We start from the raw sequence: 21,555 nt of genomic DNA, 5'->3' as shown, positions 1-21,555 counted from the left end.
CCCCGGGCTCTAACCAGAACCTGGTTGCCACGACTGGCAAACAGATAATTTTTATGAAAGTGATGGGGTACGTTTGGCAGACAGGCGTTAAATGCATAGCTTATTGAATACAAACAAAATGCTACGTTTATGAAAAAGCCAGCTCTATGCCTTGTTCTGTTCCTCGGCCTGGTGCCGTGGTCGTTCGGGCAAACTACGGCCAGGATGCATTTCTTTTTCCCGTTAAAATTCAGTTTACGGACCGTAAAGCTGCGAACAACCCTCAACGCGGATAAACCCATCCGGATCGGGTCGAATGAATGGGTACTGGTCGAAACGGATGCCGATAGTCTGGGGTTGCTGGATCGGGAACAGCCGTTCTTTATGCCTCTTGAGCGGGGCAGGACGTATTACTTTTTGGTCCAGTCCGAGCGGGATAACAACGCAGCCCTTTCGGTCCGGGCGGTCACTGAACAGGAGTTCTTGTTGACGGCGCACTTTGGCGGGGCGTCGAAACCCCAGGCCTATTTTTTGAGACACAAACCGAATTGATGACTGCCTTTATTCTCGCCCGCTTCGCCGGGCCGCCCAAAACCGGGGGAGGGGCTATTAACAAAGAAACCGAAGCTGAGACAGCTTCGGTTTCTTTGTTAACCCACAAAAAATGCTTAGAAACCTAGGCCAAGCGCCATACCGGAAACAGGTCCCAGCATGGTGTTACCCGTCATCGTTGCGGCACCCGTAGTGAGGTTTATCGAGTACACGCGGGTCATACCGCCGGACCGCAGCAGGGCATAGGCCGCATTGGACGTACCGCCGATGTCAAACCCGTTGCCTCCTTCGATCATGATACCCAGCGAGCCTACTACGTTCAGCACCCCGTCGTTGGGCGGGTTCTGCGTGAACAGCTGCATGGTGTTGTTGTCCATAACGTAGAGGGTTGTCGTGGTAGCGCCGGCGAAGTTGTTGGTATACGCAGCTGCCGGAACAGTCGGCATACGGCCACCACCCGCCAGACGTAACGTACCGTCCACAGCCGCTACGGCTGCGTTATCGGGGTTCAGGCGCAGGTTCTGGCCCGTGTTGCTCGTTACCCGAATCCGGTCGACGGTCGGGTTGAAGTCAAAGCCGAATTCGGTGCCCGACAACGGGGTGCTCAGCGGACCTGAGCCAACAACCGCAGCCGCTCCGCTCGACGTATTGATGGTGTACAGGCGGCTGGTGCTGCCAAGGGCGTAAAGCTGACCATTGACCGGCCGGAAGTCGATACCCCGGATCATTTCGCCGTCCTGCAGACCCATGATGGTCTTCCGGATGAGCGACGACGGATTCATCGGGTTGAACGTTACCAGCATGTTACCGCCTTCGACCGCGTAGGCGACCGGTTCGGTCGGAATGGCCAGACCCACAATGCTCATGCCAACGTCGGGCAGGTTGCCAATCTTCGTAGCGCGGCCCGTAGCCAGATCGATCTCGAAGAAAGCGGGTTGATTATCAACAATCAGCGTAGCCAGGGTATTGCCATCCGGGGCAATGTCGAAACTGCCGGTGCCGGCCGCGTTGACGCCCAGCGAACCGATTTCTACCAGCGTACCGTTGTTGGGCGGGTCCTGCCGATACAGTTTGTCGGTAACCGGATCGATCACGTACAACGTGGTGGTGGTCACGCCCGACCGGTTGTTAGTGTAGGCGGCCCCTGTCAGGCGGGCGCCCGGTGCGCCGTTGATATTGCCGTCGATGACCTGCACGGTTCCCGTTTCCGGGTTCAGACGCAGGTTCTGGCCGTTGTTGGTTACCAGACGAATCCGGTCGACGGTCGGGTTGAAGTCGAATCCAATGTCATCGCCCATGACCGTTGGCATGAAAGGTCCTGAACCCAGCGCCGTTGCGGCACCCGTCATGGGGTTGATGGCGTACAGGCGGCTACCGCGCGTAACCCCGTAGAGCTGCCCGGTGGCCGGCCGGAAGTCGATGCCCCGCAGTACGTCACCACTGGCAATACCGGTGATCGTGATGGTGGCCGTTGGCATTGTGGTATTCGCCAGCGTGACACGCAGCAGCCTGTTGTTGTCAGTAAGCAGGTAAACCGGTGCATTAGAAGCCAAGCGGGCGCTGCTGCGGGGAGTGTTCATCTCCTCAACTTCTGAGGGCTTACACGCATTCAGCGTTATCAGCGAGCCGACCAGCAGCAATGTGGCGGCCTGACGTAACGTCCGGAGTGGGGAATTGGTAAACATAGTTTGCGGATCAGTTAATTGTTAACAGTGAAAAAGTTGTATACGTACAATTCCCTTACGTACGCCCGCGCCTTTCAGATTGTCAATGGTTAAAATCTAATTAAAAACTAATTTCTCGGTCACTTCGGCCGCTTTCCCGGTATGTCGTCCGGCCGCGCTCGCCGAAAACGAAGCGCGGTGCGGCCAACAGGATTCACCTGCCGACCGCACCGCGCTTACTGGGTTAGTAACGAGTACGTTAGTCGATTTTTTTCTTCGCTCCGCCGTCCGATGACGAACCGGCTTTGGCGGGGGGCGTATCGGTTGACGGGGTCGTGGTTGCGGTAACAACCGGGTTGCCTTCCTTATCTAGTTCAATCAACTCGTAGCCAAGCCGCTGCAGGCCGGGTTTGATCAGTTCCTTATTCCCTACCACGGTAATGATCATCTTGTCGACCGGCAGGTTTTTCTTCGCTACGGCGTCGATCTGCGCTTTGGTGATGTTGCGCAGGATCTCGCTTTGCTGCTCCACGAAGTTGCGCGGCAGGTCGTACTCGATGATACGGCCGAGGAAAAATGCCTTTTGCAGCGGGGTTTCGTAACGCAGGGCGTCTACCTGACCCAGCGAGCTTTTCACGAATGCCAGTTCCTGCTCCGAAATACCCGACTTGGTGTAGTTGGTAATTTCCTTAACGAACTCCACTACCGAGCTATCCGTCGCGGCTGCTTTCACACCCGCCTGCGCCGTGAACGGCCCCGGGGTTTTGGTACTGCCAAAGCCGGAGCGGGCGCCGTAGGTCCAGCCTTTGTCTTCGCGCAGGTTCATGTTGATCCGGCTGTTGAAGGCACCACCCAGCATGTAGTTAGCCAGGCCGGCCCGGTAGTAATCGCCGGTAGCGTCGTAGGGCATGTCGGTCAGGTAGCCAATCCGGATTTCCGACTGAGCCGCTTTTTCTTTGTCGACCAGGTAAATGCGGGTCTTGTCGATTTTGCGGGCGGGCGCGGCTTTAGGCAGGGTCACGGACTTAGGTGCCCATTTGTTCAGAAACGCCAGCTTAGACAGGGCCGTCGACTGGTCGATGTCGCCCACAATGACGAGGTTCGTTACCGACGGCGACAGGTATTTCTGGTAGAAGGCCTTAACGTCGTCGAGCGTAATGGCTTCGACCGTTTTCACCGTGCCGCTAACCGGGATCGAGCGGATGTTGTCGGGGCCGTAAAGCAGTTTGCTGTAGGCTTTGTTGGCAATGACAACGGGCTGGGTGCTCTGGTTGGCGACCAGTTCGATCTGCTGCTTTTTGAGCCGGTCAAAATCCTCGGCCGCGAACTTCGGACGCAGCAGTTTTTCTTCGACCAGGGCCAGTGTCGAATCCAGGTTTTTGACCATCGATTCAACCGATACGTTGATTTCCTCAGTACCGGCCCGGATGTCGATGTTGCTGCCGAGTTTTTCCAGTTTGGCGCTTAATTCTTCGTTGCTGAACCGCTCGGTGGCCTCGTTCATCAGCGCGGCCGTCAGTTGGGCGATACCGGCTTTTGACGGATCGGTAGCCGACAGCAGATGCCCGCCTTTGATCGAGAACAGCATCGTAACGGTCGGCACTTCGTCGTTGCGCGCACCGATCACTTTCAGGCCGTTGGCCATCTTATCGGTCCAGTAGGGCGGAACTTTCAGCGTCGGGTTCGGACCCGGGCCGGGCTTCGCGCTCCGGTCGAAGCTGTCTTTTGGTTTCTTGTACGTCAGGCCGGTGTAGCCGTAGTCAGGGGCTTTATAACCGGTCGTGGCGATGGTGTAGTTGTCGGGCTTGGCCACGATGTCGGCTTTACCTTTGGGATACACCGTCAGGATCACGGCGTTTTTGCCTTTGATGTACTGATTATACACCCGCATAATATCGGCCTTGGTTACGCTCTTGTACCGCTTGAACTCCTGCGGCAGGTAGTTCGGGTTACCCAGAAACGTCTGGAACGAAGCCAGTTGTGACACCTTACCCGAAACGCTCGACAGGCCGTCGATGAGCTGAGCCTCGCGGGTAGCCGTAAACTGCTTGATGTCATCGTCGGTAACGCCCCGTTTTTCAAACTCAACCAGCGTCTGCCGAACGGCCGCTTCGATGCTGTCCAGTTTTTTGTCGGGGAACGGCAGCACCGTAAAGGCAAACTGCCCCGACAGTTCAGTGGCCGGGTGCGAGGCATTGGCCTGCACGGCAATCTGTTTCTTCACGAAGTTCTTGTAGAACAGGGAGCTTTTGCCACCGCCCAGAATTTCGGCCAGCGCATCGAGCGGAGCCTCGTCGGGGTGGAAGTTCGGCACCGTCGGGAAGACGATCTGCAGCATCGGGAACCGGATGTTGTCTTCGTACGATACGTAGCGGTCTTTGTCCAGCATGGGCGACGGTACCTGCGTTTTGGTTACGGCGGGTCCGGCCGGAATGTTGCCGAAATACCTCTCTACCAGCGATACCACCTGCTTGGGGTTCACATCGCCCCCGATGGTCAGTACGGCGTTGTTGGGACCGTACCAGCGCAGGAAGAAGTTCTTCAGGTCGTTGACGTTCACGCGGTTGAGGTCTTCGACGTAGCCGATTGTCAGCCAGGAGTAGGGGTGCCCGTAGGGGTACAGGTTCTTGGCAACGTACTCGCTGGCCAGGCCATACGGGCGGTTGTCGTAGTTCTGGCCCCGTTCGTTTTTCACCGTAGCCCGCTGAATCTCAAACTTTTTCTGCGTCACCGCATCCAGCAGGAAACCCATGCGGTCGGCTTCGAGCCAGAGGGCCCGTTCGAGCTGGTTGCTCGGCAGGGTCTCGAAGTAGTTGGTGCGGTCGCGGTTGGTGGTGCCGTTGAGCGTACCGCCCGACTCGGTCACGATCTTGAAGTGTTCATCGTCGGCTACGTGGTCGGAGCCCTGAAACATCATGTGCTCGAAGAAGTGGGCGAACCCCGACTTGCCGATCTCTTCGCGGGCCGAGCCGACGTGGTAGGTCACATCAACGTGTACGATGGGGTCGGAGTGGTCTTCGTGAATGACCAGTGTCAGGCCATTGGGCAGTACGTACTTTTCGTACGGAATCAGGAGTTCGTTGCCCTTGCGGGTGACCTTCTCCACCAGCCTGGTTTGGGCCTGAGCAACACCGACGGCCAGCAGGGCCAGCAGCGTTGCCAACTTGAAGGTAGTTTTTCTCATAAATGGGTATTGACCATAAATAAGTTGGTAATTTACGCAGATGTCAGGGAAATAACGGCATAATTGGTCTTGAAAAAGAATAAATAATCGGTCGAGGGTGCGCTCATGACTGGCCGGGACGATGCTCATAATCGAGTACCTTTGATTCATTCATTTACGTCAGTCAAGTCGATACCCACGCATGCACCGCCTTCTTCTGATTTTCCTTGGTCTGCTGAGCACCTCGTTCGTCGGTGCTCAGTCGGTAGATAGCGCAGAGACCATCCGGGTTATGCAGCAACTCGCTGATAACTACTGGCGATTCCAGGCTGGTGATAGCCTGGCCTGGGCTGACCCTACCTACGATGATCGGGCGTGGGAGCTAACGTCGCCAGCCGAGCCGCTCATCGAAAACAAGGCGTTGTGGGCATCCGGGCGCGGTTGGTTCCGGTTGCCTGTGAAGGTCGAGAAGCGGCTCGTGGGGCAGGATTTTCAGCTGGTAATCGAGCAGTACGGATCGTCGGAGGTGTATCTCGATGGTCGACGGCTGGCCGTTCTTCAGCCGCCGGGCACTGATTCGGCGGGGTCGCAACGCATTGCCCAGCTCATTCCGTTTCGCCTGACAGACACCAGTCGCCACTTGCTGGCGGTACGTTACTGGTTTCCCCGGCAGCCGGTTTACTACGCCAACGTGGACATAAATCCGTTCAAGATGCAGTTGGAGAAGCGTAGCGAAGCTGGTCAGAACCTGATACTGAGCCATCGCTGGATAGCCGGACTGGATTATTCGCTGGCTGGTATATTTCTGCTGCTGGGGCTGCTGCATAGTCTGTTTTACCGCGCCAATGCGGCACAACGGATTAATTGGTGGCTGGGGCTGATGATGCTGGCTTTTGGTGCCTTTTTTCTGCTGAACGGCTTGTCGGCCCTTTCGAACACGCTCCAGTTGTATTCACTGATCGTCCTGGTTGCCAATCTCCTTGGCTATGCTGGTTTGGCGCTGCTGTTGACGGCCGTGTATCATTACCTGAACCGGCGACGCGGCAAGGTCTACTGGTTGATAAGTTGTCTGTTACTGGTTGATGTCATGTATCAGATTGTTATTGGCCCTTTACCCGAGCCGGTTGCTGGCGTGGCCATTGCAGCGTCGCTGATCGAGTACGTACGGGTTAGCTGGCTGGGAAAGCGTCGGGGGGATGTCGATGCCCGATTGCCCTGGAATTCCCTGAGAATCATATTTTTTGTGGTGCTGGTTGGCTTCGTTATTCTCATCGTGCTGGCTTTTCTCTCGGTCGTACTGGGCGATGTAGACAGTCTTGTTCTGATGAGCATTACAACCGTAACTGTGCTGATTGCACTGCTGGCTATTCCGCTTGGCTTATCCCTGTCGCTCGTGCGCGACTACGCCCGAACGTACCAGTCCCTGCGCCAGAAACTGCGCGAAGTAGAAGACCTATCGGCCCGGACGATCGCCCAGGAGCAGGAAAAGCAGCACCTGCTGGCCGTTCAGAACGAAACGCTAGAACAGCAGGTTGCCGAACGTACGGCTGCGTTGCAGCAATCCCTGGCTGACCTGCGGGCTACGCAGGCTCAGCTGATTCAACGCGAAAAACTGGCCAGCCTGGGTGAACTCACGGCCGGAATCGCTCACGAAATCCAGAACCCGCTGAACTTCGTCAACAACTTCGCCGAAGTGTCGCTGGAACTGGTTCAGGAACTGGACGAAGAGCACGAAAAGGAAGCCGAACGGGACCACGATCTGGAACGGGACCTGCTGACCGATCTGCAACAGAACCTTGCCAAGATTGGTGAACATGGGCACCGGGCCGCCAATATTGTGCGGGGCATGCTGGAACACAGCCGCGTCGGGACCGGCCAGAAACAGCCCACCGATCTGAACGCACTGGTCGATGAATACCTGCGGCTCAGCTACCACGGATTACGGCGGGCCGGCGATCCGGCAACGGATAAAACGGTTAATTACACCCTCCTGACTGATCTGGCCGGCGACCTGCCGAGCTACAGCGTTGTGCCGCAGGACATTGGCCGCGTGCTGCTGAATCTGTTCAACAACGCTTTTTATGCCGTCGGTGAGCGGCAGAAACAGGAAACAGCCGCTTATCAGCCCACCGTTTCGGTACGTACGCAGCGGCTGGGCGACAGGCTGTCCATTCAAATCCGGGACAATGGATCGGGTATTCCTGCTGCCGTGATCGGGAAGATCTTTCAGCCGTTCTTTACCACCAAACCCACCGGACAGGGTACTGGTCTTGGCCTGTCGATCAGTTACGATATCATTACCAACGGCCATGGTGGCACCCTAACCGTGCAGTCGGAACCGGGGCAGTTTACGGAGTTCACGATAACGCTGCCCATTCCCGCGTGATGTCTGAGCCGTAGTCGTTCGAGTAGTGGTCAGGTAGGTATGTGGTGCCATACATTCCGTCCGGTTATCCTGCATTCCAATTTGTGATGCCCGGACCAACATTCGTCGGGCTACTTTTACGGCGAATTATTCACCAACACAGCACGTTCTGTTGATAGGGCCGGTCCGTTGTCGGGGTGGCCTGTGAACGACAAATACAACCATGATCACTACTGATATATGCATTATCGGCGCAGGCCCGGTGGGTCTGTTCGCCGTCTTTGAAGCTGGTTTGCTGAAGATGCGCTGCCACCTGATCGACGCCCTGCCGCAGGTGGGGGGCCAGCTCTCCGAGATTTACCCTCAAAAACCAATTTACGATATACCGGGGTACCCAGCCATCAACGCCCAGGACCTGGTCGACAACCTGATGGAGCAGATTGAGCCGTTTCACCCGACGTTCACGCTTGGCGAGCGCGTTGAGAATCTGGTGAAGCAGGAGGATGACTCGTACCTCATCACGACCACCGACGGTACGGCTGTGCATTGCCAGGTCGTTGTCATTGCCGGTGGTCTTGGCTGTTTCGAACCGCGCAAACCGGAGATTGAGAACCTGGAGCGCTTTGAAGGCAAGGGTGTAGCCTACATGGTGAAGAACCCTGAGCAACTGCGCGACCGGCGCGTAGTGCTGGCCGGCGGTGGTGATTCCGCCCTCGACTGGACCATTTTCCTGGCCAACGTAGCGAAGCAGGTCACGCTCGTGCACCGGGGCGATACGTTCCGGGGGGCACCGGATTCGGCCGAGAAAGTGTTCGAACTGGCCAAAGAAGGCCGAATCAACCTGGTGCTGCAATCGAACATCACCAGCATCAATGGAAATGGCCATTTGCAGGAGGTAAACATTACCGCAAAAGATAAATCGGTAACGACCCTGGAGGCCGATAACCTGATTCCTCTGTTCGGCCTGACGCCGAAGCTCGGACCCATCGCCGACTGGGGCCTGAACATCGACAAATCAGCGATTGCTGTCAACACGACCGATTATTCTACCAACGTCGAGCGGATCTACGCCATCGGCGACATCAATACGTATCCGGGTAAGCTCAAGCTGATCCTGTGCGGCTTCCACGAGGCCGCGCTGATGTGCCAGAGCGCATTCAGGTACGTCTACCCGAACCAGAAACTCAGTTTCAAGTACACGACCGTCAACGGCGTACCAACTTTTTAAAAAAGGAGTAAAGGGAAGAGAGGGACGAAAGGAAATAGTGATGCGCTGATCTATTTTCTCCCTTTCGTCCCTCTCTTCCCCTTCCTTCCCTTTATTATGATTCAATTTACCATAGAAGACCGCGACGGTACGCGGCAAACGCTGGAAATACCGGAAGGCATTACCCTGAGCCTGATGGAAGTGCTCAAAGCGTCTGAATACAACATTTTAGCGACCTGTGGGGGCATGGCCCTCTGTGCCACCTGCCATGTTCAGGTCCTGGACGGGCTTGACAGGCTGCCATCGGCTCAGGATGCCGAACTCGATATGCTCGACACCCTGCCCGACGCCGACTTCGACAGCCGGTTGTCCTGCCAGCTTCGCGTGGATGAATCGCTGGCCGGGGGCGTGTTCCGGATTCGGGGCGCGGAGCAGTAGCGATGCTTACCGTAAAAAAAATGTAAGGTCCTGATTTTGCAGTTATTATGCCCTGAATGAGTACATTGACGCGAATCGCTTCAGGCTGGTTGTGTGCCCCAGAAAGCACCTGACAGTTGTGTATGCGTCTGTCGACAAGGCAATGTAACATCAGGCTTTTATGAACTACCTCTTCTTTTTCATTTGCCTGTTGGTGGCTTTAAATGCCTCGGCGCAGGAATCTGAAACGTTTCGGCTATACGATTTAGGTAGGGAAGGGGTGTTGCTGCAAACCGGGTGGCGATTTCAGCCCGGCGACAATCCGGATTACGCCCGTCCCAACTTTGACGACCGGAACTGGCCGACGGTTGATCCTACCCAACCCATTCAGCAGTTCACCCGGTTGCAGCAGGCGGGTATCGGCTGGCTCCGCCTTCGCCTGAAGCCGTCCCCGCAGTACAACACAACCACACTGTTACAGGTCAATCAGGTCGTTGCTTCTGAAATTTATCTGAATGGCCGGCTGCTTCAGCGGTACGGCGTCATCGGCCCTACGCCCCAAACGAGCCGGGCCTACCAGCCTTCGGGTGAACCGATTGGATTTCCTTTGACGGCAAATACCGAGTCAGTGCTGGCTGTCCGGGTGGCTTACTGTCCGTTGCTATCGCCCCATTTTCCCGCTCCGTTGTCATACAGCGTATTTTCGGCTCGCCTTTCCCAGCCGGTGCAGGTGGTTCATTTTTACCGCAACCGGACCATTCTGGTTTGTATTAACCTCATTCCGTCCGCCCTGCTCCTGATCCTGGGCGTCATTCACTTCACATTTTTTTATTACAATCGAAAGCAGCTCACAAATCTGTATTTCGCGAGTTATACGATCCTATTTTCCATTGGCTACGCTATCGGTGCGCTGCCGTTTCTGTTTCGTTGGGTAGCCGTTCAGGAGTGGTTATTTATCGTCGGATTTATATTGAGTGTGGTCGGTTTCTGGTTCAGTGTTGTTGCTCATTACCTACTGTTTTCGTTTCGGCAGGGGAGGTTCTTCTACGCCATTACGGCGGCCGGATTGCTGAGCATATTCATGGCAAATGCTCCGGATAATCCGCTGAAATGGCTGGGCGGACCGTTTATCTGGGTGCTTTTTTCACTTGAACTTCTGCGGGTAACCATTGTGGCCCTGCGCCGGCAACGACCGGGTGCGCCGATCGTTGTGGCAGGTCATGCCCTAAAAGCCTTGTTTTTGGTGCTGTTTATCAACGTCTATTACCTGCCCCTACCGACAGGCGTCAACCCCTCAACCATTGGAAGCCTTTTTTTTAGCCTGAGTGCACTTAGCGTACCACTGGCCTTGTCGCTCTTTCTGGCCCGTGAATTTGCCATGATTAGTCAGCTGCTCGCTGTCAAGCTTACCGAAGTAGAAACCCTGTCGACACAGGCTATTGCGCAGGAGCAGGAGAAACAAGGGTGGCTGGCTTCGCAGAACGAAACGCTTGAGCGCGAGGTTAAAACCCGGACCGCCGAATTACAGCAGTCGCTCAACCAGTTGAAGACGACGCAGGATCAGCTTGTCCAGCAGGAGAAACTGGCCAGTTTGGGTGAGCTTACGGCAGGGGTTGCCCACGAAATTCAGAACCCCCTGAATTTCGTGAACAATTTCAGTGAAGTAAATATAGAGTTGACCGATGAACTCAGGCAGGCATTGCATCAACCGGCTCCGGACCTCGGTCTGGCCGACAGCCTGCTTGACGACCTGCGTGAAAACATGCAGCACATCAGTCGGAACGGTCAGCGGGCTGCGGGGATCGTTCGCAGTATGCTCGAACATAACCGAAGCGCCAGCGCTGTCCATGAACGTCAGCCGACCAATCTGAACACCCTGGCCGATGAATGCCTGACGCTCGCTTACCATACGATGCGAGCCAGAAATCCAACGCTGACGGTAGAGTTAATTAAGGTTCTGGACCCCGCCATTGGTACCCCCGAACTGGTACCTCAGGACATTGGCCGGGTGTTGATAAACCTCTTCAATAATGCGTTTTACGCCGTTGATCAGCAGGTCAGGCGCCTTGGCTCAGCCTATCATCCACAGATCCGGATTACAACCATGACGCAAAACGGACACGTGTTGCTTACGGTCAGAGACAACGGGGTGGGCATACCAGCCGACCAGTTAAAGAAAATATATCAGCCATTTTTTACGACAAAACCTACGGGAGAGGGTACCGGCCTTGGCTTATCCATCAGCTATGACATTGTAACGAAAGGGCATGGCGGCCAGATGACGGTGGCATCTGATGTAGGCAAATACACAGAATTTACTCTGCAACTACCCATAACCTCCTGACACACTATGAGCGCATCCCCATCCGACGACACCCGATCAATCGTACTGCCCGATTCAGTTCGTCGTAGAATCGAAGCAATACAGCAACGACCACTGCATGACTGGTCGTTGGCGTTTCTTGACGCGAAACGGCAATGTACAGACCCCTTAGCCGATGACGTGATTTCGACGGTGCTCGGTCGCGGCCAGGGCGGCTACGTCAACCAATTGTTTCGGGACCTGGTGCGGAATGACGATCCGGTACCCGGTAATATGCCCGCCGAGATCTCAGACTATTTCCGGCAGACCACCCAGCTGCCCGAGTGGTTTGATCCCGATTTGATTGCCTTATCCCAGCAGGTCTACAAACTGCATGGACACCTGATGGGGCTGGTGCTTTCGTGCAAATCGTTACCGGAGAGTTATGCCTGCGCAAAAGGGGCCATGGTGCTGTATCAGACAGGCCGATTGAACGAACACCACGGGGCCCGGGAGGCTTTCACGCGTCGAATCGTTGAAACCGCCCAGTTTGTGGTCAATGTTATGTCGCCAGATAGTTTCGAACCCGAAGGGCTGGCCATACGTACAGTTCAGAAAGTACGATTGATCCATGCTACTATTCGATATTATCTGCGAACGAACGGCTGGCAGACGTCGCTTTACGATGAGCCAATCAACCAGGAAGATATGGCCGGAACGTTGATGGCTTTTTCCGTTTTGGTGCTTGATGGCCTGAAAAAAATGCGAATAAATCTGGCTCCTGAAGAGGAAGAGGCTTTTCTGCATGCCTGGCGGGTTGTGGGCTATCTGATGGGTGTAGACGACGATCTATTACCAGCTAACTGTACCGATGGCCGAAGGCTGGGAAAAGCCATTCTGGATCATCAGATTGAACCAAGCGACCACGGGCGTGAGTTAACGGGTGCCTTAATTAAGTTCAAACAGGAAATATCACTGGAAGGCTGGGTCGGTAAAGTTCCTGAATGGATACATTTTATGGTTGGCCCCGACATCGCAGCAACTATCGGAGTTGAAGCCGACCCTGAGAAACTACAGGATTTGCAGGAATTGATGAATACGTTTGATAAGGTCGATAGCCTGGTCAAAAGTTCGCCTATTGTTGAAGATGTTGCGGCTATGTTAGCCAGAGTGGCGCTGAAAATGATGATTGGTTTCATGGGACGAAACGTCGATGTTAATTTTTACCTGCCCGAGTCATTAAAAAAAGACTGGGGGGTCGACCCAACTTGATTCGTGGGGCGGCTTCGTCTGAACGTTGTTAACTGGCGCTGCTCTTGAAACGCCTACTCTACTTCTACTACCAGTTCAATTTCTACCGCGTAATTCGACGGCAGGGCTCCCATGCCCACCGCCGACCGGGCGTGTTTGCCCCGTTCGCCAAACGTAGCCACGAGCAGGTCGGAGCAGCCGTTGACAACCTTGGGCTGATCGCCGAAGTCGGGGGCGGAGTTGACAAAACCGGTCACCTTAACGATGCGCTTCACCCGGTCGAGCGAACCCAGTTCAGCTTTCAGCGTAGAGAGGAGCGAGATGGTGGCGACCCGGGCGGCTTCGTACCCCTGCTCAATGGTCAGGTCTTTGCCGAGCTTGCCCATAATTCCCGAACCATCGGCGCGCGTGCATACGTGGCCCGCCAGAAACAGCAGATTGCCCGTCCGGACCGCCTTGACGTAGTTGGCCATCGGTTTGGCGGGGGTAAACAACGTAATGCCCATCTTGGTCAGCGTTTCCTCCACCGACTGGGCATACGTAGTACTGATGGAAAAGCTGAGCAGGCAAAGACACGTGATTGTTTTCATGTGGTGATTGATTGCGTTTAGTCTACCAGTCGATACGCAGATCCTGGTAATGGGTAGGTTAAGGCTGCAAACTACTAAAAAGTACCAAATCAGCGGGAGGCAGTCAACGTACGCCGAACGTACCCGTTGCCCGTCTGCGGATTCATTCTACAGCTTCTTCTCCATGACGATGAACGACAGAGGAACCTTAGGCAGACCAAAGCGCGGGTCGTCCATCGGAAACGGCCGGGTTTCGCCCGTTGTCCGGTAGCCGCGCCGTTCGTACCAGGCAATCAGTTCGTGCCGTTGTGGAATCACCGTCATCGTGATGCTGCGGCAGCCCTGGTTGCGGGCAACCTGTTCGGCTGCGGCCATGAGCTGCTTGCCAATGCCGCCTGTCTGCGCATCGGGCGATACGGTCAGCATACCCAGATAAAGCGTAGGCGCACCGGTATGATCCGGTTTTGTTTCGAGGTACACGCAGCCAAGGACGCGGCCATCGGCTTCGTAGGTCAGTAGGGTAGCCGCCGGGTTCTGCAACATGGCCCGCAGCGACGCTTCGTCGGTCCGGACGCCGTCGAGGAGGTCGGCTTCGGTGGTCCAGCCGCGCCGGGAGCTGTCGCCCCGGTAGGCACTGTTGACAAGTTGGTTCATCGTTGGGATGTCCGGCTCCATTGCGGGCCGGATGCATGCGTTGTTCATAAGCCGCAAAGATAAGAGATGATGGAAAACGTCCGCCCGCGGCTGACAATAGCACCGACAGGGTGATTTGATCAATCCGGTTAAACTTCGGGCCGCTGCCGGTTGTTGCTGTTGTATGTCGTATCTGTTTTCCCCGCTTACACTACGTAACCTTCAGCTTAACAACCGGATTGTGGTTTCGCCGATGTGCCAATATTCGAGCGTTGATGGGTTCGCCAACGACTGGCACCTGGTTCATCTCGGTAGCCGCGCCGTTGGCGGTGCGGGCCTGATCTTCACCGAAGCAACGGCCGTATCACCCGAGGGCCGCATTACGCCCGACGACCTCGGTATCTGGTCGGATGCCCACATCCCGGAACTGGCACGGATCACTACGTTTATTCGTCAACAGGGGTCGGTGTCCGGTATTCAGCTGGCGCATGCCGGTCGCAAAGCCAGCCATCGCCGGCCGTGGGAGGGAGGCTCTCTCATTGGCCCCACCGAAGAACGGGGCTGGCAGACCGTAGCGCCGAGTCCCCTGCCATTTGCTGAGGGAGGGCCAACTCCCACGGAACTGGACGACGCCGGCCTTCAGAAAATCCGGGACGACTTCCGGGCGGCCGCCGAGCGGGCGCTGTCGGCCGGGTTTTCGGTCGTCGAGATTCACGCGGCTCATGGCTACCTGCTCCACGAATTTCTGTCGCCCCTGAGCAATCACCGTACCGATGGCTACGGCGGCTCCTTCGACAACCGGGTTCGGTTGTTGCTGGAGGTGGTTCGAGCGGTCAGGCGTGTCTGGCCCGACGAGTTGCCCCTGTTTGTCAGGATTTCGGCCACCGACTGGACCGAAGGCGGCTGGACGGTCGGGGATTCGGTAGCCCTGGCCGGCTTATTGAAACCGGAAGGGGTAGATTTAATTGACTGTTCAACCGGCGGGAATGTGCCCCGGGCTACCATCCCAACCGGCCCCGGCTATCAGGTCAGCTTTGCCGATCGCATCCGCAACGAAACCGGGATGCCGACGGGAGCCGTCGGGCTGATTACGTCGGCCGATCAGGCTGAAGCCATTCTGGCGGCTGGACAGGCTGATTTGATTCTGCTGGCCCGAGCGTTCCTGCGCGACCCGTTTTTTCCGCTGCACGCAGCGCAGTCGCTGGGCGACGACCTAACCTGGCCGGTTCAGTACGAACGCGCCAAACCCCGGCCATAATCCGATCAATCCGAAAACTATCAATAAACCAATACGTATGAATTTTACATCCAACCGCCCCGAAGATTTGCTGTTTGATGCGGCCCGCCGGGGCGACGTAACGTACCTTCAGGAACTGATCAATGCCCAGGTTAACGTGAACAGCCAGGATGGCAAAGGATTCACCCCGCTGATTCTGGCGGCTTACGACGGGCATCTGGAAGCCACCCGGCTGCTGCTCAACGCCGGGGCGAATCCGAACCTGCAGGACGTAACGGGCAATACGGCCCTGATGGGCGTCAGTTTCAAGGGTTATCCCGAGATTGCTACGTTGCTCATTGAAAACGGAGCCGACGTGAACGCGCGGAACGGCAACAACGGTACCGCCCTGATGTTTGCCACGTTGTTCGGTCGCCACGCCCTGGTTCAGCTGCTGCTCGACGCCGGGGCCGATACCACCATCCGCGACGTCCGGGGGCTGACCGCCCGCGACCTGGCCGTTCAGCAGGGGAATGCAGAAGCCCTCCGGCTCTTTGCCGAACGAGGGGTGTAGGCCGGGTTTATACCACGGGCCGGGATTTGCGCATGAACACGAACAGGCGGGTGAACACGTAGCTGTAAAACACGAACACGGTCGAGCCGACAAGGATACGAACTACCCAGTAGTTGTCTACGCCCAGATGATTTAGCCCCCAGACACCGAGCGTATTGAGGAGGCCGTTGCCCAGTGAAACGACTACGTACCGGATCAGCTGGCTGGTGGTCTCGGTGGTCGATTTATCCCGAAACACCCAGAATTTGTTCAGGACGAAACCGACGATCATACCGCTGATGTGCCCCACGCCCGTAGCCACTACGAGACTCGTCAGGCCCGGTTGAGTCAGCAGGTAGCCAATGCCGTAATCGACCACCGTGGCGAAAAGCGATACGTTGGCAAAGCGGAAAAATTCGGCAAGTCGATGGTTCATGTCCGGTCGTTCCTGAAGCGTTTCCAGCCCTTTTATTGTAAAAAAGGCTGGCCGGACGTTTGTTTTTGAATCAACCGGCGAAACGGCAGATTTAACGCAGCGGTAACATCCGGCGGTGCGGCCGGGGAAAGCTACGCATGGAGATCGCTCGCGCCCGGTCGTGAAAGCAGCTTCCGGATCTCGTCGCGGGTCCGTTTCAGACGCATCTTCAGTGCCCCCTCCGACACGCCATACTGCTGGCTGAGGTCACGCAGCGATATCCCCCGCTCGTATTTAAGCCGCAGCAACGTCACGTCTTCATCGCGCACGTGTTGCAGCACCCGATCCAGTATGGTCAGCTGCCAGTCGATCGTTTCGGACTGGCCGGCGTCGGGCACGTGGTTGGAAACTTCGTCGGACAGGAGTTCAGTAGTCAGGCGTTTTTGCACCCGAATCTGATCCATGCAGTAATTGTACGTAATGGCGTACAGCCAGGTCGAGAATGTTGAGCGGTTGTTGAAGGAGTCGATCTTGCTGAGTACCTTCAGGAAAATGTCCTGCGTACAGTCCTGGGCCAGCTGTGGATGTTTGGTAAGCGTAAAACAAAGCCGGTACACCTTCGGGGCGTAGTGGCGGTACAGAGTCGTAAAGGATTCGATTCGGTTAGCGTCCTGGACCATTGAATGAGTTGAGTGTTGGGCAGCAGGCAGGATTGGCTTCATAGACTTTGGCTTTAGCGGGTTATGGGATCAGCAACAAACGGGCGGCCTGATGCCGCTCGATGCGGATACGTTCATTGGCCTGACGATGCTGGTGAACCACGTAGGCAAAGTACCCAAACCTGCCTGGCTTCGACTAACACTTTTGTATCATTTCCTGACACTCCTGTTTCATACACGAAAAAAAGCCCGGTTTTTCGGGCTTTTTTTCGTGATACATGACCAGATTGGTCGGTTTACGGGGTTGTTACGGTCGGCTTCCCGAACTGAGAGGGCGATACCCCATACCGCTCCTGAAATACCTTGGCGAAATACGACAGGTTTTCAAAACCGACGGCATAGGCGATCTGGGTGACGTTGTCCTGACTGGTGGTCAGGAGTTCGGCGGCCTTTTGGAGCCGGATCTCCCGGATGAAAGACACCGGAGTCGTATTGGTCAGGGCTTTGAGCTTGCGGTGCAGCTGGACCCGGCTCAGGTTGGCAGCCTGAGCAAGTTTCTCTACCCCAAAACCTGCGTCGTCGAGGTGCTGCATGACAATATTGGTTAGCCGGTCAAGGAACTTCTGCTCGGCGGTCAGCGGAGCCGGCGGAATCAGGGTAGGCGTAGGCGTTCCCAGCGATAGGGTGAAATACTGAAACAGGCGTTTTCGCTGCTGAATCAGGTTCCAGACCCGCACCTCAATCTCCTCGCGGTTGAACGGTTTGGTCAGAAAGTCAACGGCTTCGAGCCGGAAGCTTTCCAGCCGGTCTTCCAGTGTAGCCTTGGCCGTCAGCATGACTACCGGGATGTGGCTGGTTGTTTCCTGCGCTTTCAGGGCCTTACAGAAGCCATAGCCGTCGAGACGGGGCATCATCAGGTCACAGATTACGGCGGTGGGCAGGGTCATGGTCGCTTTTTCCAGGCCCTCCAGCCCATCAACAGCCTCGATGATCTGATACTCCCGTTCAAAAATGCTCCGCAAATACGCCCTGATGTCGGCATTGTCATCCACAATCAGGAGAACATTCTCCTGGATGTCGGAATCCAGTTCATCCGTCGGTGGCTCCGGCGCAGTCGCCTGTACCCGGAGGGCATCGGCCATTGCCTGTGTGCTGGGTACGTCCGTTGCCGGAACGGGGGCTTCCAGGGCTTGCAGCGGTAACCGCACCGTGAAGGTGGTACCGACCCCCTCGGTGCTGTCGACCTCGATGGTGCCGTTCAGGACATTGACCAGTTCGCTGACCAACGCCAGCCCGATGCCTGTGCCCTCGTAGTAGTGGCCGGCGTCGGTTTTGACCTGATAAAACTGCTCGAAAATATGCCCCAGATGGTCGGCGGCAATGCCAATGCCGGTGTCTTGAACGGTCAGGGTCAGCTGGTCGGCTTTGTCGGGCGCCGGATACGATATGGTCAGGAAAACTTCATGTCCAGCCGGGGTGAATTTAAAGGCATTGGACAGCAGGTTGGTAACGATTTTTTCAATCTTGTCGCGGTCGAAAGCCGTCCACCAGACGTCCTGAGTCTGGCTAAACCGAAACTGAATCTGGCGGCTTTGGGCCAGGGAGCCAAACGAACCGGCGAGCAGCCGGAAAAAGGCCGCGATGTTGCCGGGTTCGGTTTCGACCGTCAGCTGACCCGCTTCCAGTTTGCTGAGATCGAGCAGCTGATTGATCAGGCTGAGCAGCCGATGGCCGTTGCGCTCCATGAGCGTGAGTACCGATTCGTTGGGGAATCGCTGCTTCAGGTCGCTCAGCGGACCGAGAATCAGGGTAAGGGGTGTCCGGAATTCATGCGAGATGTTGGTGAAAAACCGGCTTTTCAGTGCGTCCAGCTCAGCCAGCCGACTGGCTTCCTTTTGTTCAAAAGCAACCTGCTGTTGAAGCAGGACCCGCTGCATCTGGAAGCGGTACAACTGCCAGGCAATGACCACCAGGAGGGCCAGATACAGACAGTAAGCCCACCAGCTCAGGTAGAAAGGCGGATGAACCTGAATGCGCAGGGACACCGGCGCACTCCAGATTTCGCCGTCGGCCGAGCCCATCATCTGCAGGGTGTACCGGCCGGGGGGCAACTGTGCATAATTGGCGAAGCGGTTGGTGCCGGCTTCTACCCAATCCTGATCGATGCCCTCTAGCCGGTAGCGAAAGCGGTTACGAACCGAATTAGTGAAATCCATCACCGCAAACTCGAACGTCACCAGGTTCTGATCGTACGCCAGATCGATGGACGGGGTGTATTCGATGCTCTCGCTCAGGATGCCGTCGGGCGTGCCGGGGTCGATGGTTCGGTTGTTTACTTTCAGGCCGATGATGTGCGCAACAGGTTTGGGTCGGGCCACGAACGGTCGGGCCGCGTTCGGTCGGGCGGCATTCGGAGCTGCGTTGGTCAGCGCCGACGCCCGGAAGGCCGTGAGGCCGTTGACGCCCCCAAACAGTAGTTCGCCCGCCGATGTTTTAAAGAACGAACTGGTATTGAATTCATCGTCCTGCAGACCGTCGGTTTTGGTATAGTTCCGGAACGTAAGGGTGCGTGGGTTGAAGTACGCCAGGCCCCGGTTCGTGCTCAGCCACAGGTTTTTGAACTCATCGGTCAGGATGCCGTACACGACCTTATTGGGCAGGCCCTGTTCTTCCGTAAAGTGTTCAAAGCGGCCCGTTTGCTTGTCCAGGCGTTCCAGACCGCCTTTGGTGCCGACCCACAGGAATCGATTGGGCTCGTAGGGGTCGTCGGTCAGGCTAAGCACAAAATCATTGGTCAGGCTCTGCCGGTTCGTGGCTGAGTTCTTAAACAGTGAAAAGACCAGACCGGTCCGGGTAGGTCGGGCTCGGATCAGACCTTTCTGGGTGCCGATCCAGAGCGTACCCGCGGCATCTTCGTAGAGGGCAAATGTTTCGGTGGGAGCGCCACTCCGGGGCAGCAGCGACTGGTAGCTGTACACCTGAAACCGTTCGGTGGTCGGGTTAAAACGAAGCAGTTTTCCATCGGCACCACCAAGCCAGAGGTAGCCGACCCGGTCTTCGATGGTCTGGTTACCAAAGAAACCGAACGACGTATTGGCCGGGAGTGGGTATTTTTTGAGCAGTTGCCAGTCCGGCGAAAACCTGAACAGGTGCTGCACGTGCGTTTCAAAATGAACATTGGACACCCAGAACGTACCGCGTCGATCCTGCATCAGGTACCGCTGTCGTCGGTCGGCGGGCGGAAGGTCGTTGCTGAGGAACGGCAGCAGTCGGTTATTCGCCCGGTCGAGCAGGCTGTAGGCAAACTCGTGCCGCAGGTAAATCCGGCCCTGCCGATCCGCGAAGATGTTGGAGAGGGTCGTGTTGGGCAGGTAGGACTGAAACTGCTTCACGTTGGGGTTAAACAGCCGGAGGCCGTAGCCACTGGTTCCAACCCAGAGCGCCCCGGTCTGGTCGCGGACCAGGTTGGTAATGGCGTACACATTGGCCGGCAGGGCTGCGAAGGCATTCCGGCTGGTCAGACTGTCCTGACGAAACAGGTCGGCGGGGGACATCAGCCAGAGAAAATCCTGGGTGGCTAAGGCTATGGTATGCTTGTCGATACGACGCAGGTTGACGCTCGTGTAATTGGTGCGGGGCAGGGGAATGATTTTCTGAACGTTTCCGAGCCGACAGATCAGACTGCTGGTGGTGGTAGCGGCCCAGAACTCCTGCTGAGCATCGGCATACATCGAATAAAACTCCCGAAAATTGCCGGTAAAGGGGTTGGCCGGGTGGATCTGGCCGGGCTGCCGCCACGAAAACGAGTAGGCACCGTGGGCATTCCCGGCAAACGCCCGGCCATCGGGCAGGAAATTGATGAAATGAAGTGGCGCACTCGCATCAACCCGGGGCATGGTCAGGCGTTTAATCTGCACCTGATCCGTAAAATTAGCTTTGTCCGGAAAGCCGGTTTTGAGCGATTCAGGCAGGCTGATGCAGAACAGCCGGTAGTTGTCTGTGCCAACCCAGATGTTACCGGTGGGGTCTTCGGCCAGCAGCCAGACCCCGTAATTGCCCGCATTGGGTGTGGCCTGATCGAGGATATCGAGGTGGTAGAACCGCTGCGTACGGTTGTCGAACAGATTCAGCCCCTGTGTTAGCGTCCCGACCCATAAACGCCCCTGCCTGTCGGTCAGTAAGGCCGAGCAGTTATTGTCAGACAGGCTGTACGCGTTATAGGAATCATGGGTAAAAACCTTGAACGTGTACCCGTCGTAGCGATTAAGCCCATCTTTCGTGCCCGCCCATATAAACCCTTTCTGATCCTGTTTGACGTCATAGACCATGCCCTGCGACAGCCCGTCGGATATCGTGCGTTCCTGCCATCCTTTGGGTTGAGCCAGAACGGACAGAGGCAAAAGAAACAGTAGCCAGAAGCGCATTCTTGCTAAAAGTTTATACGTAGTATAATACGGAGTAAGATATCCTGTAGATTTACTGATCTACAAAGACTTATTAATTTAAAGGAGTGGCAAAGCTGAGTGCATAGAAATCGGTCTGACGTTGACAGGGTGGTCAGTCAGAATAACCCAGTTGCCTTGTAGGGTATAGGCCCGAATGCAAAGGCA

The 21,555-nt window shown here is 56.2% G+C and carries 15 protein-coding genes; 8 read left to right on the top strand and 7 right to left on the bottom strand.

All coding sequences use genetic code 11. The annotated features are described in order from the left end of the window. The first annotated feature begins 129 nt into the window (after positions 1 to 129). A complete protein-coding gene (locus DYU11_RS12770; RefSeq protein WP_119668047.1) occupies positions 130 to 531 on the top strand; it encodes a hypothetical protein in 402 nt (133 codons plus the stop codon). 116 nt (positions 532 to 647) lie between these two features. Here DYU11_RS12770 and DYU11_RS12765 read toward each other — a convergent pair whose 3' ends face one another. Continuing rightward, the gene (locus DYU11_RS12765) at positions 648 to 2,216 is read right to left on the bottom strand and encodes a DUF4394 domain-containing protein (protein ID WP_119668046.1); all 1,569 of its coding nucleotides are present in this window, start codon (positions 2,214 to 2,216) and stop codon (positions 648 to 650) included. Between the two features lie 238 nt (positions 2,217 to 2,454). Next, positions 2,455 to 5,379 carry a M16 family metallopeptidase gene (locus DYU11_RS12760; protein WP_119668045.1) on the bottom strand — a complete coding sequence of 975 codons (2,925 nt, stop codon included), beginning with the start codon at positions 5,377 to 5,379 and terminating at the stop codon, positions 2,455 to 2,457. A 181-nt stretch (positions 5,380 to 5,560) separates the two neighbouring features. Here DYU11_RS12760 and DYU11_RS33640 point away from each other — a divergent pair, with 181 nt between their 5' ends. From DYU11_RS33640 to DYU11_RS12735, 5 genes are all read left to right on the top strand, one after another. Continuing rightward, complete coding sequence (locus DYU11_RS33640; protein WP_229365809.1) at positions 5,561 to 7,744, top strand: sensor histidine kinase; 2,184 nt, start codon at positions 5,561 to 5,563, stop codon at positions 7,742 to 7,744. 202 nt (positions 7,745 to 7,946) lie between these two features. Further along, positions 7,947 to 8,951 carry an NAD(P)/FAD-dependent oxidoreductase gene (locus tag DYU11_RS12750; RefSeq protein ID WP_119668044.1) on the top strand — a complete coding sequence of 335 codons (1,005 nt, stop codon included), beginning with the start codon at positions 7,947 to 7,949 and terminating at the stop codon, positions 8,949 to 8,951. Positions 8,952 to 9,047: 96 nt separating this feature from the next. Further along, a complete protein-coding gene (locus DYU11_RS12745) occupies positions 9,048 to 9,368 on the top strand; it encodes a 2Fe-2S iron-sulfur cluster-binding protein (protein WP_119668043.1) in 321 nt (106 codons plus the stop codon). 160 nt (positions 9,369 to 9,528) lie between these two features. Next, complete coding sequence (locus DYU11_RS12740; RefSeq protein ID WP_119668042.1) at positions 9,529 to 11,691, top strand: ATP-binding protein; 2,163 nt, start codon at positions 9,529 to 9,531, stop codon at positions 11,689 to 11,691. A 6-nt stretch (positions 11,692 to 11,697) separates the two neighbouring features. Further along, positions 11,698 to 12,921 carry an oxygenase MpaB family protein gene (locus DYU11_RS12735; protein ID WP_119668041.1) on the top strand — a complete coding sequence of 408 codons (1,224 nt, stop codon included), beginning with the start codon at positions 11,698 to 11,700 and terminating at the stop codon, positions 12,919 to 12,921. A gap of 53 nt (positions 12,922 to 12,974) precedes the next feature. Here the strand turns inward: DYU11_RS12735 and DYU11_RS12730 are convergent, their stop codons facing one another. Both DYU11_RS12730 and DYU11_RS12725 read right to left on the bottom strand, forming a co-directional pair. Beyond that, positions 12,975 to 13,490 carry a RidA family protein gene (locus DYU11_RS12730; protein WP_119668040.1) on the bottom strand — a complete coding sequence of 172 codons (516 nt, stop codon included), beginning with the start codon at positions 13,488 to 13,490 and terminating at the stop codon, positions 12,975 to 12,977. A gap of 147 nt (positions 13,491 to 13,637) precedes the next feature. Continuing rightward, on the bottom strand, positions 13,638 to 14,171 hold the full coding sequence (locus tag DYU11_RS12725; RefSeq protein WP_119668326.1) for a GNAT family N-acetyltransferase: 534 nt from the start codon (positions 14,169 to 14,171) through the stop codon (positions 13,638 to 13,640). Between the two features lie 115 nt (positions 14,172 to 14,286). Here DYU11_RS12725 and DYU11_RS12720 point away from each other — a divergent pair, with 115 nt between their 5' ends. Both DYU11_RS12720 and DYU11_RS12715 read left to right on the top strand, forming a co-directional pair. Continuing rightward, on the top strand, positions 14,287 to 15,360 hold the full coding sequence (locus tag DYU11_RS12720; protein WP_119668039.1) for an NADH:flavin oxidoreductase/NADH oxidase: 1,074 nt from the start codon (positions 14,287 to 14,289) through the stop codon (positions 15,358 to 15,360). Positions 15,361 to 15,397: 37 nt separating this feature from the next. Continuing rightward, positions 15,398 to 15,892, top strand: a complete 495-nt coding sequence (locus DYU11_RS12715; RefSeq protein WP_119668038.1) for an ankyrin repeat domain-containing protein — start codon at positions 15,398 to 15,400, stop codon at positions 15,890 to 15,892. 7 nt (positions 15,893 to 15,899) lie between these two features. On the opposite strand, the gene DYU11_RS12710 is transcribed toward DYU11_RS12715, so the two are convergent. From DYU11_RS12710 to DYU11_RS12700, 3 genes are all read right to left on the bottom strand, one after another. Then, entirely contained in the window at positions 15,900 to 16,307 is a 408-nt protein-coding gene (locus DYU11_RS12710) for a GtrA family protein (protein ID WP_119668037.1), read from the bottom strand. Positions 16,308 to 16,438: 131 nt separating this feature from the next. After that, positions 16,439 to 16,966 carry an RNA polymerase sigma factor gene (locus tag DYU11_RS12705; RefSeq protein ID WP_158600275.1) on the bottom strand — a complete coding sequence of 176 codons (528 nt, stop codon included), beginning with the start codon at positions 16,964 to 16,966 and terminating at the stop codon, positions 16,439 to 16,441. Positions 16,967 to 17,241: 275 nt separating this feature from the next. Then, a complete protein-coding gene (locus tag DYU11_RS12700; RefSeq protein WP_119668035.1) occupies positions 17,242 to 21,369 on the bottom strand; it encodes a hybrid sensor histidine kinase/response regulator transcription factor in 4,128 nt (1,375 codons plus the stop codon). Between the last annotated feature and the right edge of the window lie 186 nt (positions 21,370 to 21,555).

This window comes from Fibrisoma montanum (assembly GCF_003583365.1).
In the GTDB taxonomy this organism is placed as follows: domain Bacteria; phylum Bacteroidota; class Bacteroidia; order Cytophagales; family Spirosomataceae; genus Fibrisoma; species Fibrisoma montanum.
The sequence above is the reverse complement of the archived record's forward strand: the minus strand, read 5'-3'. Positions and strand labels throughout refer to the sequence as shown.

Coding starts and splice junctions, on each gene's coding strand:
- DYU11_RS12770 (WP_119668047.1), top strand. CDS start 130: ATGAAAAAGCCAGCTCTATGCCTTGTTCTGTTCCTCGGCCTGGTGCCG.
- DYU11_RS12765 (WP_119668046.1), bottom strand. CDS start 2,216: ATGTTTACCAATTCCCCACTCCGGACGTTACGTCAGGCCGCCACATTG.
- DYU11_RS12760 (WP_119668045.1), bottom strand. CDS start 5,379: ATGAGAAAAACTACCTTCAAGTTGGCAACGCTGCTGGCCCTGCTGGCC.
- DYU11_RS33640 (WP_229365809.1), top strand. CDS start 5,561: ATGCACCGCCTTCTTCTGATTTTCCTTGGTCTGCTGAGCACCTCGTTC.
- DYU11_RS12750 (WP_119668044.1), top strand. CDS start 7,947: ATGATCACTACTGATATATGCATTATCGGCGCAGGCCCGGTGGGTCTG.
- DYU11_RS12745 (WP_119668043.1), top strand. CDS start 9,048: ATGATTCAATTTACCATAGAAGACCGCGACGGTACGCGGCAAACGCTG.
- DYU11_RS12740 (WP_119668042.1), top strand. CDS start 9,529: ATGAACTACCTCTTCTTTTTCATTTGCCTGTTGGTGGCTTTAAATGCC.
- DYU11_RS12735 (WP_119668041.1), top strand. CDS start 11,698: ATGAGCGCATCCCCATCCGACGACACCCGATCAATCGTACTGCCCGAT.
- DYU11_RS12730 (WP_119668040.1), bottom strand. CDS start 13,490: ATGAAAACAATCACGTGTCTTTGCCTGCTCAGCTTTTCCATCAGTACT.
- DYU11_RS12725 (WP_119668326.1), bottom strand. CDS start 14,171: ATGAACAACGCATGCATCCGGCCCGCAATGGAGCCGGACATCCCAACG.
- DYU11_RS12720 (WP_119668039.1), top strand. CDS start 14,287: ATGTCGTATCTGTTTTCCCCGCTTACACTACGTAACCTTCAGCTTAAC.
- DYU11_RS12715 (WP_119668038.1), top strand. CDS start 15,398: ATGAATTTTACATCCAACCGCCCCGAAGATTTGCTGTTTGATGCGGCC.
- DYU11_RS12710 (WP_119668037.1), bottom strand. CDS start 16,307: ATGAACCATCGACTTGCCGAATTTTTCCGCTTTGCCAACGTATCGCTT.
- DYU11_RS12705 (WP_158600275.1), bottom strand. CDS start 16,966: ATGGTCCAGGACGCTAACCGAATCGAATCCTTTACGACTCTGTACCGC.
- DYU11_RS12700 (WP_119668035.1), bottom strand. CDS start 21,369: ATGCGCTTCTGGCTACTGTTTCTTTTGCCTCTGTCCGTTCTGGCTCAA.